We start from the raw sequence: 18132 nt of genomic DNA, 5'->3' as shown, positions 1-18132 counted from the left end.
CCGTGCGCTACGTCAGGCACAACCGATTCACGCTTTTCAGCCTGTCTCACCACCGATACGTAGCACTCGCCTGCACAGTGCGTTGCGAGCCGTACCAGCACCATGAGTAGGTGTAGCACGACGCAACGTACTCCTTGTTGGCGAGATTGGTGACATTCAGCGCCAGGCGCAGGTTGTCCATCGCGTTGCTGATGTTCGGAATGTCGTAATGCACGGCGGCATCGAACAGCGTGTAACCCGGCACCTTCAGGGTGTTGGCTTCATCCCCCCAACTCGCGCCCACATAACGTGCGCCGCCACCCACACCAGCACCTTTCAACTGCCCGTCATGAACCGTGTAATCCACCCACGCCGAGGCGGTGTGGCGTGGAATGGCCGGTGCCGTGGTGCCTTTGGTGGTCAGATCAGGACCTGGCGCATCGCCGATGATGCCGGACGTGACATTGACCACGTTGCTGGACTTGGTCACCCGGTTGTCGAGATAGGCGTACGCCGCAGTGATGTCCAGGTTGTCGTTCAAACTGGCCTTGCCTTCCAGCTCGAAACCACGCGATTGCACTTCACCGGTCTGCACCTGACAGACCGCGCCGTTGCACAGGTTGCCATTGGGGTCCTGGCTCAGCACATTGGAACGACGCAGGTCGAAAATCGCCGCCGTGATAAAGCTGTTGCTGCCGGGCGGCTGGTACTTGATACCCAGCTCGTATTGCGTGCCCTCGGTCGGATCGAACAGCGCACCGCCCAGCCCCGTACCGCTTTGTGGCTCGAAGGATTCCGAATAACTGATGTAAGGCGCCAGGCCGTTATCAAACAGGTAAACCAATCCCAGACGCCCGGTGAACGCTTCGCTGTCGGCCGAAGACCGGGTCTTGGTGCTTGAAGTCAGGTTGGTAGAACTGTTGCTGCTCTCGGCCCAGTCGTAACGGCCGCCCATCAACAGCACCCACTTGTCCCACTTCAACTGCTCTTGCAGGTACAGGCCCTTCTGCTGATCACGCTGTGTGCTCGACTCGGTAAAGGCTGGAACCTCGACAGGCGAGCCATAGACCGGGTCGAAAATGTCCAGCGTTGGCCCTATGCCGTAACCCGCTTTGGTATCAGTGCTGGTGTTCTGATAATCCGCACCCAGCAATAGCGTGTGCTGCAACGGGCCGGTGTCGAAATTGGCCTGCATCTGGTTATCGATGGTGTAGGAATCCAGATTCACATCGGTGGCGATGGTGGCGCGTTCGGAGGTGCGATAGTCAGGCTGCAACGTGCCCCAGCCGTTGTAGATGCTTCGGTAAACCCCTTCGCTGCGCAGATAGCGGGCGTTCTGGCGCAAGGTCCAGACGTCGTTCAGATGGTGCTCGAACAGATAACCGACGGCGTGATATTCACGGTCGCTCTTCTCGAAATTCTTCTCGCCATCATAGAAATCGAAATCGATGTGCCGCCCGGTCGGGCTTTTTACCACCGAACCATAGGCCGGCATCGATCCGTAGGAAGCCCCCTTGGGATCGCTCTGCAGATTGGCCAGCAGGGTCAGCGAAGTGTCCTCGTCGGGCCGCCAGGTGAACGCCGAGGCCAGTGACTGGCGACGGGTTTCGGTGTGTTCGATCTGGCCATCGGCATCGTCGTATAGCCCGGACAGGCGATAGGAATAAACACCCTGATCATCAATCGGCCCGCCAAAATCGAACGTGGTGCGCTTCTTGTTGAAGGTGCCATACGTCAGACCGATCTCATGGAACGGCGTCTCGGTGGGCAATTTGCTGACCATGTTCACCACACCACTGGGGCTGGCCTGACCGTACAGCACCGACGCAGGACCACGCAGCACTTCCACACGCTCCAGATCGAACACGTCTTTCTGTGGCGCGGCATCACGGTTGTCCGGCATGCGCAGCCCGTCCAGATACAGCGCAGGCGAAAAACCGCGGATGCTCAGCATGTCCAGACGCGAAGCCGTCGAGCCACGTGTCTCGGGCACCACGGCGGCGCTATAGCGCAACATCTGGCTGAGGTTCTCCGCGCCCTGAGCTTTCATCTGGTCTTTGGTCACCACCGAGATCGACTGCGGGGTTTCGATCAGCGCAGTGTCGGTCTTGGTCGCCGAGAGGCCACGCGTCGCCACATAACCGGTTACAGGCCCCGTAGCGGTCTCCAGCCGGGACGCGCCGCTGATGGTGGTCGCCTGCAATTCCAGCGACCCCTCCACCGCCTCGGGCGCGGTCTCGATGCGATAGCGGTTGGCCGACAATGCCGTGGCGCGCAAACCGCTGCCGCTCAGCAAGCGGGCAATCGCCTCGTCGGTGCCGTACTGCCCCTGCAAACCGGGGCTGCGTTTACCCCGGGTAAGCGCCGGGTCGAACGCCAGCGCAAGGCCCGCCTGCTCCGAAAACGTATTGAGCACCTGGCTCAAATCCCCGGCCGGTATCGAGAAACTGCGCACCGTACTGACGTCTGCATTCGGCGACGAAGGCTGGGCGGCGTGCGACGGCATCGCTGCACAGGCCATCAGTACGGCAAGTGCCAAGGGGTGCAGCGAACGGGCGGGACGGGGCATGACAGATCCTTGGTATAGATTGGGGTTCCTTAGCCATGACGCACACGATCGCAAAACAGACAGCGAATGAGATGGATTTTCATTCAATAAATCACGAATAATTTTTTTACTGCGAAATATTTCTTCCATATTGGGGTTGAATTGTTGGGCCATTGCCGCCAACACTGTGAATGAGCGCAAACGAAATCGATTCCGCAAGGAATCACGCAGTCCAGCCTCGCACGAGCAAGCCCTAATAAGGATTAACTATGCAAATCCAGGTCAATAGCGATAATCACATCGAAAGCAGTATCCGACTGGAGGAGTGGGTTCGTACCACCGTTGAAAGCACGCTCGAACACTACGATGAAGACCTGACTCGCGTGGAAGTCCATATCCGCGATGAAAACGGCGACAAGCCCGGCCCGCATGACATCAAATGCCAGATGGAAGCCCGGCCAAAAGGACACCAACCCATTTCTGTTTCCCACAAGGCCGATACGGTCGATCAGGCGGTGGACGGCGCAGCCGTGAAGCTTGATCACGCTCTGGAGCATCTGTTTGGCAAACTGCGTGGCAAACGCAGTGCTGCGCCGGTTATTGCCGAGCAGGACGACGACCCGATCAGCCCGGATGCGCTGCTCGAAGAAGAATTTCTGGAAAAAGAGCAGGAGAAAGAGGCCGCTCGTTTGGGCTGATAATCTGACACATCTCGCAAAACAGACACGTTTTGCAAACAAAGGGCGAACCGGCAACGGTTCGCCCTTTTTATCTTTTATCAGCGCTGTGTCATCGAGCGTCAGGCTTGACGATGACCAGCAGGTCGGTAAACCGCTCGACCTTGATCGGCAGGTTGTCAGCCAGTGTGGCCAATGCCGCATCGGTGTCATCCAGCCGGAACACGCCCGACACGCGCAGGCCTGCAAGCGCTTGCGTATCGTAGCGCAACAGGCCGTGGCGATAGGTCGCCAGGGTTTGCAGCACTTCACTCAACGGCTGGTCATCGACCTTGAGCACGCCGCGCGTCCAGTCTGCCGGGTCATCACTGCCCAATGCGTGCGGCGTCTGCACGCGTCCATCCTTGAGCAGCGCCTGCTGACCGGTAGCCACATTTATCACATCTGCCGTGTTGGCCTGGGCGGCAATGGCCGATTCCAGCACGCTGACCGTGGTGCCCTCCTCGCCGCGACGAACCACAAAACGTGTGCCCAGCGCGGTGATGGTGCCCTGGTCTGTGCGCACCACAAATGGTCGCTGCACATCTTTGGCCACCTCGACCCACAATTCGCCTTGTAACAATTCGATCACGCGTTGCCGTCCATCGAATTTAACATCCAGCGCAGAGCCACTGTTGAGCTGCACCTGGCTGCCATCGGCAAGGGAAAATTCGCTTCGCTCGCCCACGTCGGTGTGCCGGTCTGCCATCCACACCGGCAGGCGCTCGACACTCATCCAGCCGCACACCAGCACCCCCACCAAGGCCAGCGCCTGAACAGTACGCGAGGTCGGTTTCGACCCCGCAGGTGCGAACGTCTGACGAAGGGCGATGCGCGCCGGAGTGTCGGACAATTCGTCAAAACTGCCCCACAGAGACTGCATCCGCGACAGCGCAAGCTGATGCCCCGGATCAGCCTTTCGCCAGCGTTCGAATGCATGTCTGTCGGCCGCGCTGACCGGCTCATCCTGAAGCAAGGCCAGCCAGGAAGCGGCCTCGGTGATCATTCGTTCGGAGGGTTCACGCTGGTCGCTCATGCAAAATGGCCCGAACCATGCAGTGCCTTGTAGCAATGCACCATGACGCTGGCCATGTACTGTTTGACCATGCTGGAGGACACCCCCAAATGAGTGGCGATTTCGCTGTACGTCAGACCATCGAGACGGTGGAGCAAGAAGGCCTGCCGCGGTTTTTCGGGCAGACCTTCAAGCAACCGGGCGATTCGCTCGAGTATCTGCAGCGCGGCGTGAATGGCTTCAGGGCTGGGAATGCTCGCCTCGTCGGCATGCAGCGCCAACGCATCCAGATAAGCGCGTTCGACCTTGCGGCGGCGGGCACCGTCAATCAGCAGACGGGTGGCCGTGGTCGACAGAAAAGCGCGCGGTTCCTTGAGGTTGAGCGGCTCGGTCAGGGTAAGAATTCGAACGAAAGCATCATGAGCAAGATCGGCTGCACGCTGCGAGCAGCCCAGTTTTTTCCGCAGCCAGTTCTGCAACCACGAGTGGTGGTCGACGTAGAGCTCGGTCATTTGTTGGCGACGACTGGCGTCATCATCAACGGCGGAAAAGTCGCGCATACGTCAAAGCTTCTCAAACACGAAAAATTATCATTAACGCGAAAGATGACATCAAAATCTGTCAGCAGCAAGCACAGGAGTAAAGCAACCGCTGATCAGTCATCGAGAACCAAAAGGACAAATACCCGGTCAACTTATGCAGAACCATTGAGCAGGTGAATGATATGGACAATCCTTTTCAGATGATCACGGACACATTTCACCCCGACTATCGGGTGAATCTGAGCATTCAGGGGCTGGAAGGCAGCATCATGCTGACCTTGTCCAACGAACGCGGGGTCGTTGCCAAACGCCTGATCAGCGCCGCGCAACGTAACGATCCGCTACGCCTGCGCAAGCTCATCGAAAGCGTGCAATTCGGTATCGCCATCGAGCGTGGCGAGAGCGCCATCAAGATTCTCGCGGCGATGACCGACGGCATCACGCTGCAGAAAGCGCCGAGGCCTGCGAATGGTCCTTGGGCCTCAGGCCAGACGAATACAACCGCCGCCATCTGACGACATTTATTTCGGGGGTGGATCCGCCACTCCCCGCTTCATAGCCTGTCAATTTTCAATCCTGCCCATCCACAAAGCCCTGGCGTCGTTGATGAAGTCAGGATTTTGAACGCTTCAGCCCCTCCCCCAGGTTCAGCAAAAGTACAGATACAACCTGCTACAACATTCCTTGCGCAGAAACATTCGAGCGACTGGGCATTGCGTTCAGCGCCACTGCACCGCCGGATAATTCCGAGGAGGCAACATGTTCTTACGTTACGGGGTATTGATCGCATCACTTGCGATAGCGTCAGGTTGTGTCGAGGAGCGAGTCGTGCATGAGCGATCGCACGCACATCATGAATACGTCGAAGAAGTCATCGCGCCGCAAGCGCCGCCCGAGCGGGTGATCGAAGTCGAACCGGCTGCGCGTCCCGGCTATGTGTGGGCGCGTGGTTACTGGCACTGGAATGGTGAGCGCTACGTGCCGGTTCACGGCCACTGGGAGGCGGAACGGCCTGGCTATCGCTATGTGCATCCGCACTGGGAAAGCGCGGGGGATGGCTGGCACTGGCACGCCGGGGTCTGGGCCAACTGATGCCTTTATAGCAATGCCTGTCTAGCAACTTCATGGCGGCATCCCTCCCGGATGCCGCCATTGCCGCATCAGACCTCGCCTTTCTCCTCGGTCACCGCGCCTTTGACCGCGCTGGATGAATCGGGAATCTTCGCCGACGGGTATTTGTACGACGCGTAGCGCACCACCAGAATCGCGAACGCCAGCAACAGAATGCCGCCACACAGGTAGACAATGCCGATGTCCGGCGGGTTGTGGTGGGACACGTCGGAAATCAGCAGGCGAGTCAGGGCCGTGATCGCGACGTAGATCAAAAAGCGCACGGGCATGTGGTTGGTCTTGAAATAAATCCCCGTCATCGCCCCCAGTTCCAGGTAAATAAACAGCAACAGAATGTCATCGACGGTTACGTTGCCCTTCTCGACCATGCCCATGAATGCGACCACTGACGCCCAGGCGGTGATTGCGCCGATGGCGAACAGCGCAAGAAAGTGGAAGCTCTCGACGCAGAGGTTGCCCAGTGATTCGGCCTGCGCATGCACGCGATGCCTTATCTTTACTGCCCATTTGTTTCCCATGACGCTTTACCTCTGAACCTTGGTTTATGCCAACCGGATGATGCCGGGTACTCGTGACGCTCGTTGTGGCCTGCTTTTTAAAGCAGGAACAGGGCCATAGGCTATGGTTGAGAGCGCGACGGGTTGTCGCAAGGCACATTTATCGGGCAAAAAGATGCTCAAACGCCATCAGTCAGGCAGGGGTTGATTGGCACATGGCTTTTACTGTATAAAAACACAGTAATCGAGAATCACCGCAACGCAGATGCGTGCATGAGTTAATTGGCCTTCAATGTTGCGCACCCGATGCGGTGCACCGCTCGCGATACCTGACCGGCATGCTGGTCATGCACGATCACAGCTTTTGCATCAACCCGCTGGTCAGAGCGTGAAGCACTGAGCGTCCGGGTCTAGCCCCTTAAACACTGGATAAGACGACGAGGCCAACATGGCTGTTGAAACCCTTTACCGCAGTACCCGCGATCTGGAGACTACTTTCGTGGACCGTAAACTCGCCGATGCGCACGACCAAATGCTCGAGCTGGCCGAGCTTCTCACCGACGTCCTGATCAAGAACGTACCGGGGCTCTCGGAGAAGCATGCTGAGGATGCGAGCATCTATATGGCGAAGAATCGGGCCGTGTTTGCAGCGGCGTTCAAAAACAACGCAACAGCGTTGAGCGAGCTCTCGGAGCCTGCCGAGTCTGAAGGCTGATTGCGGCCTGCCCTGCGATCCTCCTCACCCGAGGAGGTCGCTGATTGCTCATCTGTTGATTCAAGCAACTGCGTTTGACCTGATTGCCTTTGATTTGATAGTGCCTGCGCCTGACAACTTGATCATATGTAACCCGGCTCACAACAACCCCCTGCTCGCCCTTCCTGCAAACTCACTGCATAATTAAAGTTCCACACCGTCATAATCTCAGCGCCAGTTTTGTGAACCCCTTCTCTATTATTGTCATTTAACAGGCGTCAGGAATCTGCTGTAGTGACCCGGACCTAGGCCGCTGTTTTTTTGTTGGAACTTTTTGCCATCACGCCCAGTTACAGCACATGTACAGCCTATGAAAACTGTCGCAACCGCGCTACTATCAGGGCCTCAACACCCCGTATTCATTGGCCAAAACCTGACTTTCAAAAGTTTTAACCATTTACAGACCGTGTTAAAAAATGAAAGTTCCGACAAGCTGTTACTTTGAAAAATAGTTAATAAAAAATTTGGCTTTATTAAGTTCTTCTGCTAATAATCCTGACAATTCCGGGTAACAAGGCACCTCGCTACATCACATTGAAGTGAACATCGAGTCATCCACTCCGATTATTCCCGCCCGAGAAACTCATCAACTCACAAGCTAACCAAGCTGGTTGCAGCCTGGTTTTGCTGCTGTGCGGCGCGCTCAAAGCGCGGGAGGAAATAAATGGCTGGTCAACACCCCAGAATGAAGGTCCTTTCAATTTTCGGCACTCGTCCAGAAGCCATCAAGATGGCACCTCTGGTCAGAGCACTGGCCGCAGAGCCGGGTATCGATTCGAGAATCTGCATCACCGGGCAACACCAGAGCATGCTGCAACAGGTGCTGGACATGTTCGAGCTCAAGGCTGATTACAGCCTCGACGTGATGCGCCCCGAGCAGACCCTGAACTCCCTGACGGCAGCGCTTTACGCCGCCATCGACCCGATTCTGGATGACATGAAGCCGGACAAGGTTCTGGTTCACGGTGACACCACGTCGGCGATGGTTGCGGCCATGTCGGCGTTTCACAGGCGCATACCCATCGGCCACGTCGAAGCGGGCCTGCGTACTGGCGACATCCGTCAGCCCTGGCCTGAAGAGATGAACCGTCGTTGCATCGACCTGATCTCCGATCACCTGTTTGCACCCACTGCCGAGTCCCGCCGCAACGTGCTGGGCGAACGCCTGCAAGGTGTGTCGTTTGTGACCGGCAACACCGTGATCGACGCGCTGCAACTGACCGCTCAGCGAATCGACAGCAACCGCCAGTTGCGCCACGCACTTGATCGCCAGTTCTCGTTTCTGGTGCCTGAGCGCAAGGTTCTGGTGGTCACAGGGCATCGTCGCGAGAATTTCGGCGATGGCTTCCTGAATATCTGCAAGGCGCTGGCCGAGCTGGCCAAACGCGACGATATGCAAATTGTCTATCCGGTACACCTGAACCCCAATGTGCTGGGGCCGGTGACCGAGCACCTGGGCGAATTGCCCAACGTGCACCTGATCAAGCCGCTGGACTACCTGTCGTTCGTGCGCCTGATGCAACGTGCCCACGTCATCCTCACCGACTCCGGGGGCGTGCAGGAAGAAGCGCCATCGCTGGGCAAGCCGGTGCTGGTCATGCGTGACGTTACCGAGCGTCCGGAAGCCGTCGCAGCGGGCACCGTACGCCTGGTGGGCACTGAGACGGACGCAATCATCAACGGCGTGAACGCTCTGTTTGATGACGAAATTCTCTGGCAGAACGCCTCCCGTTCGGCCAACCCTTATGGCGACGGCAAAGCCAGTGCACGCATTGTCGATGCACTGATGGGCCGCCCGGTGGATGAGTTTGTCGCCGAACTGCCGCGCCACCGACCTGATTCGATGGACGCGCAACGCGACACCCGAATCAAGCCTCAGCCGCACCATTCCCGGATGCGCTCGATGGCCGGTTAACGAAAAAACGCGCAGGTAGCGCACACCAACACCTGAACAATTCCGCAGGATGCAGTCCGCAAGCGACAAGGGCACTCGGTTCCAACCGAGTGCCCGTAAAACGTTGTAACGCACCGGCACTCTGCATCAAGACCCAATGGCCTTGAGCCCTCACCGAGATCTGCCTGATGAAATCTTCCGTTGCCGTAAACATGGGCGCGTTGAATGTCCTTGCCTGCGGGATGAGCCTGTTGGCTCTGATGCCTGCCTTTGCCCTCGCTGCCGAGAGCCCGTTGACCCAGGCGATCAACCGGATCACGGCTGACAGCCGTCAGGAACGCGTGATCGAGTTGAGGGAGCTGGGCATTGATCGCCCGATCATCCTCAATGCTACAGATGCGCGCCGCGAGCTCTACCTGCCGGTGCCGGCCAATGTGCCGCTGACTGATGCGACGCTGAACTTTGACGCCAGCTATCTGAATGGCGAAGCCGGCCGCAATACGCTGCTGCTGTCGCTGGACGGTTATCCGGTGCGTGCACTGGGCCTCAACGAAGAACAGGGCAACGCCAGCGCGACCCTGGGCGTCGACAAGGCCGCGCGCGAAAGCGGCTCGGTGCGTCTGGGGATCGCCTGGTCCTCGGTGATCTCCAAGGTGCTCTGCGAAGACCAGCGCGCCATCGGCAATGTATTGCGCATCGACCCGCACACGCGCCTGACGTACAGCTATGACGCCAGCCAGTTGCAGGATGTCGGTGCGGCATGGAATGCGCTGCCCGGCAAACCTGGCTTACTGGTTGCGCCGGGCACCTTGTCCAGCGCCAGCTACGATGCGGCCTGGCGTATGGGCGTGGCGCTGGAGCGGATCGGTAAACAGGCACGCATTCTGCCGTTTCCAGCCGTGCAGGACAGCGTGGACCTGAGCAACCTGAACATTCCGGCAGAGCTCAAGCAGATCCCGGCGTTCGCCAGCCTCGACGGCAAGGGGCAGTACACCCTGCGCGACCCGGCAGAGATCGGCGCATTGCTGATGCTCGGCCAGACACCTGCGTTGCAGGCAGACCTTGCGCTCAGCGACGCGCCATTGCTCAAGGCCATCGATGATTCCCTGAACGCTCTTCAGGCGCAGGTACAAGGCCTTGATGCCTCGGCCGGCGCTGCGCTGACCCAGTGGCGTGCACGGCATATCAAGCAACCGCTCGCCAACAGCACCGAAGACGTGAGCCTGGCCCTGCTGGGCAATCGCGCGCTGTTGATGATCAAGCCAGAGTCGGCCAGCAAAGCCATCGGCCTGTTCAGTTCGGCGTGGAACACACTGGCGCGCAATCGCCAGTTGACCATTGGCGAAGAGACCGCCATGCCGCTCAGTGAAGACGGCCGTGTAGCGCTGACGCGTCTGGGCGGCAAGCCTGGCACCGTGGATGTGCTGGCGAAAACCGACTGGAGCGCTTCGTTCCCGCTGGGCAGCGTGGCCTATGACGGTCGTGTGCCGGTGACCGCGATGATCGACGTGGCCGCTGCACCGGGCGCGTCGGGAACGCCGCCGGTGGCAACGCTGTTCCTCAACGATTACCTGATCGGTGCGATGCAACTGACCGCCGATGGCAAGAAAGAGCGCATCGAAGCACGGATCCCACAATACGCACTGGCAGCGCAGAACGTCCTGCGTGTGTCTTTCCAGCGTCAGCCGGTGAGCAACCAGTGCCTTGAAACGCCGCAGGCTTTCCCGATCTCGGTACTGCCAACCAGTCACGTGGTGCTGGACAAGGTGACCCCGGACGAGAATTTCTCGGGCATGGCGGCGCGATTCGCCACCGACACTCAGGTGATGGTGCCTAAAGGCTACCTTGAGCGCCCGGCCAGTAGCCTGCCGCAGGTCATCCGCATCGCCAGCGCCTCCGGCGTCTCGCCGTTGCGCGCCCAACTGAGCGTCAGCGATGACGCCAGCGTTGCCGTGACCCCGGCCAAGGCGTTTCTGGCCTTCGAGCTGCCCGTCAAGGACGCTGCCGAGTCGGTCAGGGTCAGCAACGACGGCCATCTGCTGATCAACCATAAAAAACAGACGCTGCTCGACCTCAAGTCTCTCAACCACCTGGCTTCGCTGCAAGTGATCGAAGCGGGCGGTCAGCACGGCATGGTCTATCGCACCCTCGGCGGTCAGGCCCCGGTGTTCGAGCGTCCAGTGCTGCTGGAGCGCGGCAATGCCACGGTATTGGCCGACAGCGGCTCACTCACCACCTTTGACGCCAAGGATCCGACCGGCAGCCATATGATTGAGGACGAGGAAAGCACCGGCATCGACGCCTGGCGCAAACCTTCGCTGCTGTGGCTGATTCCGGCCGGCATCGTACTGTTTCTCATCCTGTTGCTGGCTGGCCGTAACGCCCGTCGCAATCGCTCGTAACAGGACGCCGCAATGACGTCGCTCTATTGGCCTTACTGGCTGGCCCATTACTATAGCATGCTGGAAGTCGCGACGATCATTGTCGGGCTGATCATTCTGGTATCGAGCATCGATGACCTGTTCATCGACCTCTGGTACTGGGCCAGACGGCTGTACCGCAAGTTCACCGCCGAGCGCCGCTACCGGCCGCTTACCGCCGAGCAGTTGATTGCCCGCGACGAGCAGCCGCTGGCGATCATGGTTCCGGCGTGGCTGGAATACGACGTCATCGCGCCGATGATCGAAAACATGGTGTCAACGCTCGACTACCAGAACTACGTGGTTTTTGTCGGCACTTACATCAACGACCAGCGCACCATCGATGAAGTGGAGCGCATGCGCCGCCGCTACAAGCAGTTGCACCGCGTGGAGGTGCCGCACAATGGCCCGACCTGCAAGGCCGACTGTCTGAACTGGGTGATCCAGGCGATTTTCCTGTACGAGCAGACCCATGCCGTGCAGTTCGCCGGAACCATCCTGCACGACAGCGAAGACGTGCTGCACCCGCTTGAGCTGCGTCTGTTCAACTACCTGTTGCCGCGCAAGGACATGATCCAGTTGCCAGTCGTGTCGCTGGAGCGCAACTGGTACGAATGGGTGGCCGGGACCTACATGGATGAGTTCGCCGAATGGCATGGCAAGGACCTGGTGGTTCGCGAAAGCATGACCGACACCGTGCCCTCGGCCGGCGTCGGCACGTGTTTCTCGCGGCGTGCCTTGATGGTGCTGGCCGATGAAAACCAGAACCAGCCGTTCAACACCGAAAGCCTGACCGAAGACTATGATGTGGGTGCGCGGTTGGCGAAGTACGGCATGCAGGCGATCTTTGTGCGTTTTCCGGTGCAGTTCCGGGTGCTGCGCAAATCGTGGTTCCGCAAGCCATACGAGTCGACGCTGGAGATGCCACTGTGTGTCCGGGAATTTTTCCCGGACACCTTCCGCACCGCTTTTCGCCAGAAGGCCCGCTGGACACTGGGCATCGGCCTGCAAGGCTGGGAGCAAATGGGCTGGACCGGTTCGCTGGCGAACCGTTACCTGCTGTTTCGCGACCGTAAAGGCGTGGTGACCTCGTTTGTCAGCATCATTGCTTACCTGATTCTCGTGCAGTTGCTGGCGTTGATCGTCCTGCGTTCCAGCGGGCTGTGGAACACCAGCTTCCCGACACCGTTTGAAACCAACGGCCTCATTCAGTACCTGCTGGTGGCCAACGGCGTCGCATTGCTGTGGCGGATTTTGCACCGCTGCTACTTCACTACGGTTCTGTATGGCTGGCAGCATGGCTTGCTGTCCATACCGCGCATGGTGGTCGGCAACTTCGTCAACTTCATGGCTGCGGCGCGCGCCTGGCGGATGTTTCTGGTCGGCAAGGTGCTCAATCGCAAACTGGTCTGGGACAAGACCATGCACGACTTCCCGTCCACCGACCTGGTTGCCGCCGCGCCGCGACGTCTGGGCAGCGTGCTGATCTCGTGGCAGGCCATCAACGACGAGAAACTTCAGACCGCACTGGCCGAGCAACAGACTCGCCAAGTGCCGCTGGGCCGGATTCTACTCAGCCACGGCTGGCTCGACGATGAAACCCTGGCGGAGGCCATTGCGTTCCAGAACGATCTGCCACGGGTGTTCGACATTGCTGGCAAACGTAGCACGAGCAATCCGCTGGCGGATGAGTTCTGCCTGCGCTGGCGTGTCGTGCCGCTGCAAATGAATGCAATGGGTCGCCAGGAAATAGCGGTCGCCAGCCCGCTCCCGGAAGAAGGCCTGCAACAGATTACCGAACAGTTGGGCGCCGAGCCGGTGCAGCTGATTGCGCGTGAAAGCGACATCGTCACGCAGTTGCGCCAGCTTCAGGTGGTCGAAGGTCAGCCGTTGCCGTCCGCTACGCCGCTGTTGGGCGACCTGCTGATCGAGCAAGGGCTGCTGGACCGCGAAGTGTTCCGTAAAGCCATGCTTGGTTATCGCCCGCATGTGCACGGCCGGATCGGCGACTACCTGGTCGACATCGGCGTGCTGCCCAGAGAAACCATCGAACAGGCTGTGGCACGTCAGCACAACCACTACCACGCTGACGATCAAACGGAGCAGCCACTATGAAGCGCCCCTTCATCCTGTCGCTGCTGGTGAGCGGCCTGAGCCTTGTTGCGCCGCTCAGTCAGGCAGAAACACTGCCGTTGCCGTTGACCGGTCCTGCGTATGCCATCGCCAACGAGGCCTACATGGCCTACAACCGCAAGGACTACGACCTCGCCATCGCCAAGGCGCGCGAAGCGTTGCGCCAGCGGGGCGATGCCGAGCAGTTGCACGATCTGATTGCCCTAGCCGAGCGCGACAAATACCGTCGCGACCACCCCCAGCGGTTCCCCAAGGCCCGCGTAAAGCCGGGCTATGTGGAAGGCAATCAGGCGCTGCGCGCTTATGCCAGGCGTGATTACGATGGCTCGGCAAACCATGCGCGCAAAGCCATTGCACAGGCGCCAAAAAATCTCGATTACCGCATGATGCTGATTGAGGCGCTGCAGCGTCAGCAGCGTCTGGACCAAGCGCAGGTAGCGATCAACGATGCCGAGCAGGCAGTCGGTCCACAGCCAGTGCTGACTCGTCGTCGGCAAGCGATTCAGGAGCAGGTGGCGGTCAACAAGGCTGCCGCTGGCTACAAGGCACTGGCGCGCGGTGACAATGAAACCGCGGTCAGCGAAGCGCGTGACGCAGTGCGTAGCTTCCCGAAACAAATGGCGTATCGGAAACTGCTGGTCAGCGCTTTGATCGCCCAAGGGCAATATGCCGAAGCGCGCTCTGCCGCCACCGAGGCGCTGGCGCTCAACGGCAACGATGCCACCCTGCTCGCACAGCGCGGGCAACTGCGCCAACGCCTCGGCGATCAGGACGGCGCGCGTCAGGACTTCGCTCAGGCACTCGCTGTGGGTAATCTGCCGCTGCGCGAGCAGGCTTCGCTGTACGCCGCGATGGGCCAGCCGAAAGAGGCGTTGCAACGTCTGCAAAAGGCCCGCGATGCCGGTCAACTGCAGCCGGGCGATGAAGTGCAGATTGCCTACTTCCTCAGCCAGGCGGGCGATGATCGCGGAGCACTTGCCGAATTCAAACGGGTTGACCGCAGCAGCGGGCTCAAACCCCGTGAAGTTCAGGATGCGGCTTACAGCGCCATGCGCTCATCGGACGACGCGCAGGCCATCACCTACTTCAAGCGCGTGCTCGAATACCAGCAGGCCGGCGATTTGCAGATGCCCGATCAACAGGTGTTCGATACCCGGCGCGCCGTCTCCGACCTGTCTCGCGAATGGGGCCTGACCAACACCACGACCTATCGCGGCGCCAGCACCAGCAGTGGTCTTAACGGCGCGCCGAGCAGCACGACCGACAGCGTACAGAACAGCACCGAAGTGTTCTGGCGGCCATTAGGCTACCGCAATGCGCGTTTCGTCGAGCTTTATGGCCGGGTGACCGACACGCTGTGGAGCAAGGATGGCGACTCCGACACCGGCGCGGACGCACTTCAGGGCGCGCTGGGTATCCGCGTCAAACCGTTCAGCGCGGTCAACGTCATCGGTGCGTTTGAGCGCACCTTTCCCTTGGGCAACTCCAACGCCGACGGCGACTGGCTGGTGCGTCTGGGCTACGGCTCAAGCATCGGCACTGATCTGCGGGTCGATGTGCCCAGCTGGTGGACCTCGCAGCTGTACGCTGAAGGCGGGCGTTATCTGCAGGACAAGCGCAACTACTTCAACACTGAATGGCAGGTCGGGCGCAGCTTTCGCCTAGACAGCATCAGCCCGCGATTGGTGGTATTCCCTCACGTGGTCGCCGCAGTGGACTACGATTCGAAGATGCGCAGCGAGGTCGATAGCCTCGGCCGCAGCAGCACATCGTCCGGCAACGCTGGCGGCATCGGCGTGGGTACGGGTGTGCGCTACTGGTTCCGCGAGGACACGTACAAGGCGCCTCAGTCGTATGTCGACTTCTCGCTGCAATACCGCGAGAAAGTCTTTGGCGATGACCGCGCAGAAGGCGTATTCGCACGCATGACATTCTCGTGGTGATCACCGCGAGTCATCTACCAGGGAGTAATGTTTGAAGGCTTTGGCCGCACTGCTACGCCAGACAACACTGGTCAAGACTTCGCTGGCAGCCATGCTGGTGGCTGCGCTGACCTTCGCCTCCAGCGAGCTGTATCAATTGATACAGCCCAAGGGGCCGGGAGTGGTCGGCATTGTCTGGCAGCCCGATAACGCCACGGTCGGTATCAGCGGTGACTGGGACAAGCTCGGCGCGCGGCAATTGCTCGTGCAGTGGACGGCTGTCGATGACCAGTCGTTCATACCCGGCACCGACCTGCCGAATGTGCCGGTGCTGCCCGACTGGTCGCGTATCGGCCAGCAGCCCTGGGCGCAAGAGGTGATCCTCGGGCTGGCCGGCTACTTCAGCGAGAATCGCTCACGGGACAACATCGAACAATTGGCGGTGCTCTCGGCGCAGATGGCCAAGGTCAAAACCCCGCTCAATGTCACCGGCTGGTATTTCCCGGCCGAGGTCGATCCCAGCTGGAGCCGTGCCAAGGAGTTGCCCGCACTGCTGGCAAACCTGCCAAGACCCTTGTGGATAAGCGTCTACGACGGCGCCAACATCGGCCCCGCCGCCACCGCCGACTGGCTGAAAACCTGGCTGCCGGACGACATCGGCGTGTTCTTTCAGGACGGTGTCGGCGTTTACGCACGCACCGCGCCAGTGGCCCGAACCTACGCCGATGCCTTGCGCAAACGGCTGGGCAAAGACCGCGTAAGGATCATCGTCGAAGCGTTTCGCCCGCAGTTCGGTGGTGGCTTCCGCTCGGCAACCGCTGCCGAATTGAAACCGCAGATTGCTGCTTTTGACGGGTATCCGCTGTACCTGTTCGACGGTCCGCACTACGTGACGCCCGAACTGATAGAGGCGTTAAACAAGTAGAAACAAGCGGGGCTGGACGAAACTCCCGGGCGGGGCTACAAAGAGTCTTCGTACTGAATGCCTGAGCCGCACGGGGTGGCCAATGACTCCACGTCAGCATTGCCTGACCTGCCTGCAACAGACGCCGCCCTCGGTGTTTGAAGCGGCCTTGTGGGTATCGGCAGAACACGACGCGCACTTTGCGCGCCATGAGGTGATGAGCGAGATGGACCAGTTGCAGCGTCAGGTCGGCGCAGCCCTGCCGGTCCTGCCCGCTGCCGAACTCGCACAACCGCTGTTGCGACAACTCAGCGCCCTGGGCTTTCAACAGGATGACTGGAACCCTCCGAAACCTGACTCCGCACTGCTGCACAAAATCGTGCAGCAACGACGCGGGCAGCCATTGGGCCTGGCATTGATTGCAATGGAGATCGCACGACGGCTGGACATCGCACTGGAGGGCGTCAACTTTCCCGGCCACTTTCTGCTCCGCGTGCCGGGTGCCGACCATGTGCTCGACCCTTGCGGCGGGCGCAGGCTGTACCCCAAAGACTGCCGCGAGCTGCTGATCCGCCAGTTCGGCCCGACCCTGCAACTGCACGTCGAACACATGAAGCGCGCCACACCGACCCATATGCTGCAGCGCTTGTCGCGCAATCTGCGCCACCTGCATCAGCTCAACGATGACTACATTGCTGCGCTCAAAGACGCCAATCGAATCATCGAGCTGGGCCAGGCGACCAGCAGCGATCACCTGGCCCGCGCCAGCCTGTATCAATTCCTGGAATGCCCGCAGGCCGAACGTTTCGACCTGGAGCACGCGTTGCTGCTCAGCGAAGACCCGATTCAGCGCATCAGGCTCACCGAGCGCCTGAGTCAAATGCCATCGAACCGCAGCGTCCACTGACGGCGTGGCCATTTTTTCGGTTCATTGTTGCTTGGCATTGTTACCTGCAGGGTAATGCTGCATATCCCGCACAGGGATGTTTCAGGGTCGTGACGACAGGTAACCTGCGCGCGTTGAATCGACGTGGATTTGCAAGCTCCCTTGATCCTGCGTTTTGTTTGGCCGCTGCGTGTGTATGAACACAGCGGCCTTTTTTATCCCCTGAGCACTCTCACGCCTTGGCATTAGGCGTTCGTTTGATCAGCCCCTTGTTTTCCATATCCTTGATCTTGCGCATATCGTAACTGTCGCCCGACTCGGCAAATGTCTGAAGATTCGTATCCGATCCACGAACCCCACATTTCAAGCCACTGGCTGACGCCTGATGCTGTGCTCCCGTTTTCTTTCAGGAGCCAGCACCATGATGCGACCCGACGCCAAAGTCGAGAAAGTCTACCTCTATCCCAAACCCGTGGATTTCAGAAAATCCATCGATGGCTTAGCTGCTTTGGTCGAGTTGGATATTAAAGTGGCGGTCTTTGATCCGGTGCTCTTTGTCTTTCTCAACAAATCCCGGAATCGAGTGAAGATTTTGTATTGGGAGCGTAACGGCTTCTGCCTTTGGCTCAAGCGTCTCGAGTCCGAGCGTTTCAAAATCTCGCCAGATGATGTCGACGAAGCCATTGTGCTGACGGTTCAGGAATTGAATTGGCTGCTGGATGGATTTGATCTGTGGCGCAACCGTCCTCATAAGATTTTGACTCCAAGGTTTGTTGCCTGACGGGTATAAT

Annotated in this window: 15 protein-coding genes; 11 read left to right on the top strand and 4 right to left on the bottom strand. The window is 59.3% G+C overall.

Annotated features, from left to right (window positions below; all coding sequences use genetic code 11):
* Positions 1–46 precede the first annotated feature (46 nt).
* On the bottom strand, positions 47–2548 hold the full coding sequence (locus PSPTO_RS06365; RefSeq protein WP_011103467.1) for a TonB-dependent siderophore receptor: 2502 nt from the start codon (positions 2546–2548) through the stop codon (positions 47–49).
* Between the two features lie 248 nt (positions 2549–2796).
* Between PSPTO_RS06365 and PSPTO_RS06360 the strand changes: the two genes are divergently transcribed.
* The gene (locus PSPTO_RS06360) at positions 2797–3225 is read left to right on the top strand and encodes an HPF/RaiA family ribosome-associated protein (RefSeq protein ID WP_005764200.1); all 429 of its coding nucleotides are present in this window, start codon (positions 2797–2799) and stop codon (positions 3223–3225) included.
* A 91-nt stretch (positions 3226–3316) separates the two neighbouring features.
* Here the strand turns inward: PSPTO_RS06360 and PSPTO_RS06355 are convergent, their stop codons facing one another.
* Positions 3317–4279 (bottom strand): FecR family protein, encoded by a 963-nt coding sequence (locus tag PSPTO_RS06355; protein WP_011103466.1) that lies wholly within the window; start codon positions 4277–4279, stop codon positions 3317–3319.
* Positions 4276–4818 (bottom strand): sigma-70 family RNA polymerase sigma factor, encoded by a 543-nt coding sequence (locus PSPTO_RS06350; protein ID WP_011103465.1) that lies wholly within the window; start codon positions 4816–4818, stop codon positions 4276–4278. Before PSPTO_RS06350 ends, PSPTO_RS06355 begins: the two co-directional genes overlap by 4 nt.
* Before the next feature lie 164 nt (positions 4819–4982).
* Between PSPTO_RS06350 and PSPTO_RS06345 the strand changes: the two genes are divergently transcribed.
* Together PSPTO_RS06345 and PSPTO_RS06340 are read left to right on the top strand one after the other, a co-directional pair.
* Positions 4983–5315: a DUF3509 domain-containing protein gene (locus PSPTO_RS06345; RefSeq protein WP_005764206.1), complete on the top strand. Its 333-nt coding sequence runs from the start codon at positions 4983–4985 to the stop codon at positions 5313–5315.
* A 244-nt stretch (positions 5316–5559) separates the two neighbouring features.
* The gene (locus tag PSPTO_RS06340) at positions 5560–5892 is read left to right on the top strand and encodes a YXWGXW repeat-containing protein (protein WP_007244070.1); all 333 of its coding nucleotides are present in this window, start codon (positions 5560–5562) and stop codon (positions 5890–5892) included.
* 68 nt (positions 5893–5960) lie between these two features.
* Here the strand turns inward: PSPTO_RS06340 and PSPTO_RS06335 are convergent, their stop codons facing one another.
* The gene (locus tag PSPTO_RS06335) at positions 5961–6449 is read right to left on the bottom strand and encodes a phosphate-starvation-inducible protein PsiE (RefSeq protein WP_011103464.1); all 489 of its coding nucleotides are present in this window, start codon (positions 6447–6449) and stop codon (positions 5961–5963) included.
* Between the two features lie 427 nt (positions 6450–6876).
* On the opposite strand from PSPTO_RS06335, the gene PSPTO_RS06330 reads away from it, so the two are divergent.
* From PSPTO_RS06330 to tnpB, 8 genes are all read left to right on the top strand, one after another.
* Positions 6877–7143, top strand: coding sequence for a YebG family protein (locus tag PSPTO_RS06330; RefSeq protein WP_005764221.1), 267 nt, complete (start codon positions 6877–6879; stop codon positions 7141–7143).
* Positions 7144–7846: 703 nt separating this feature from the next.
* Entirely contained in the window at positions 7847–9097 is a 1251-nt protein-coding gene (gene wecB, locus PSPTO_RS06325) for a non-hydrolyzing UDP-N-acetylglucosamine 2-epimerase (RefSeq protein ID WP_007244073.1), read from the top strand.
* Positions 9098–9264: 167 nt separating this feature from the next.
* Positions 9265–11478, top strand: a complete 2214-nt coding sequence (locus PSPTO_RS06320) for a cellulose biosynthesis cyclic di-GMP-binding regulatory protein BcsB (protein WP_046463403.1) — start codon at positions 9265–9267, stop codon at positions 11476–11478.
* A 12-nt stretch (positions 11479–11490) separates the two neighbouring features.
* Positions 11491–13611, top strand: coding sequence for a glycosyl transferase family protein (locus PSPTO_RS06315; protein WP_005764227.1), 2121 nt, complete (start codon positions 11491–11493; stop codon positions 13609–13611).
* Positions 13608–15572: a bacteriophage N4 adsorption protein A gene (locus tag PSPTO_RS06310; RefSeq protein ID WP_005764229.1), complete on the top strand. Its 1965-nt coding sequence runs from the start codon at positions 13608–13610 to the stop codon at positions 15570–15572. The genes PSPTO_RS06315 and PSPTO_RS06310 overlap by 4 nt, the downstream gene beginning before the upstream one ends.
* Positions 15573–15603: 31 nt before the next feature.
* Positions 15604–16476, top strand: a complete 873-nt coding sequence (locus PSPTO_RS06305; protein ID WP_005764231.1) for a hypothetical protein — start codon at positions 15604–15606, stop codon at positions 16474–16476.
* A gap of 82 nt (positions 16477–16558) precedes the next feature.
* Entirely contained in the window at positions 16559–17362 is an 804-nt protein-coding gene (locus tag PSPTO_RS06300) for a SirB1 family protein (protein WP_005768735.1), read from the top strand.
* Between the two features lie 400 nt (positions 17363–17762).
* Complete coding sequence (gene tnpB, locus PSPTO_RS06295; protein WP_003409203.1) at positions 17763–18122, top strand: IS66 family insertion sequence element accessory protein TnpB; 360 nt, start codon at positions 17763–17765, stop codon at positions 18120–18122.
* Positions 18123–18132: the final 10 nt, after the last annotated feature.

This window comes from Pseudomonas syringae pv. tomato str. DC3000, from assembly GCF_000007805.1.
Classification (GTDB): domain Bacteria; phylum Pseudomonadota; class Gammaproteobacteria; order Pseudomonadales; family Pseudomonadaceae; genus Aquipseudomonas; species Aquipseudomonas avellanae.
The sequence above is the reverse complement of the archived record's forward strand: the minus strand, read 5'-3'. Positions and strand labels throughout refer to the sequence as shown.

What these genes read in the sequence shown, in the direction of transcription:
- PSPTO_RS06355 (WP_011103466.1), bottom strand. Translation starts at nt 4,279, where the DNA reads ATGAGCGACCAGCGTGAACCCTCCGAACGAATGATCACCGAGGCCGCT.
- PSPTO_RS06365 (WP_011103467.1), bottom strand. Translation starts at nt 2,548, where the DNA reads ATGCCCCGTCCCGCCCGTTCGCTGCACCCCTTGGCACTTGCCGTACTG.
- PSPTO_RS06300 (WP_005768735.1), top strand. Translation starts at nt 16,559, where the DNA reads ATGACTCCACGTCAGCATTGCCTGACCTGCCTGCAACAGACGCCGCCC.
- PSPTO_RS06360 (WP_005764200.1), top strand. Translation starts at nt 2,797, where the DNA reads ATGCAAATCCAGGTCAATAGCGATAATCACATCGAAAGCAGTATCCGA.
- PSPTO_RS06320 (WP_046463403.1), top strand. Translation starts at nt 9,265, where the DNA reads ATGAAATCTTCCGTTGCCGTAAACATGGGCGCGTTGAATGTCCTTGCC.
- PSPTO_RS06310 (WP_005764229.1), top strand. Translation starts at nt 13,608, where the DNA reads ATGAAGCGCCCCTTCATCCTGTCGCTGCTGGTGAGCGGCCTGAGCCTT.
- PSPTO_RS06335 (WP_011103464.1), bottom strand. Translation starts at nt 6,449, where the DNA reads ATGGGAAACAAATGGGCAGTAAAGATAAGGCATCGCGTGCATGCGCAG.
- wecB (WP_007244073.1), top strand. Translation starts at nt 7,847, where the DNA reads ATGGCTGGTCAACACCCCAGAATGAAGGTCCTTTCAATTTTCGGCACT.
- PSPTO_RS06330 (WP_005764221.1), top strand. Translation starts at nt 6,877, where the DNA reads ATGGCTGTTGAAACCCTTTACCGCAGTACCCGCGATCTGGAGACTACT.
- tnpB (WP_003409203.1), top strand. Translation starts at nt 17,763, where the DNA reads ATGATGCGACCCGACGCCAAAGTCGAGAAAGTCTACCTCTATCCCAAA.
- PSPTO_RS06315 (WP_005764227.1), top strand. Translation starts at nt 11,491, where the DNA reads ATGACGTCGCTCTATTGGCCTTACTGGCTGGCCCATTACTATAGCATG.
- PSPTO_RS06345 (WP_005764206.1), top strand. Translation starts at nt 4,983, where the DNA reads ATGGACAATCCTTTTCAGATGATCACGGACACATTTCACCCCGACTAT.
- PSPTO_RS06340 (WP_007244070.1), top strand. Translation starts at nt 5,560, where the DNA reads ATGTTCTTACGTTACGGGGTATTGATCGCATCACTTGCGATAGCGTCA.
- PSPTO_RS06350 (WP_011103465.1), bottom strand. Translation starts at nt 4,818, where the DNA reads ATGCGCGACTTTTCCGCCGTTGATGATGACGCCAGTCGTCGCCAACAA.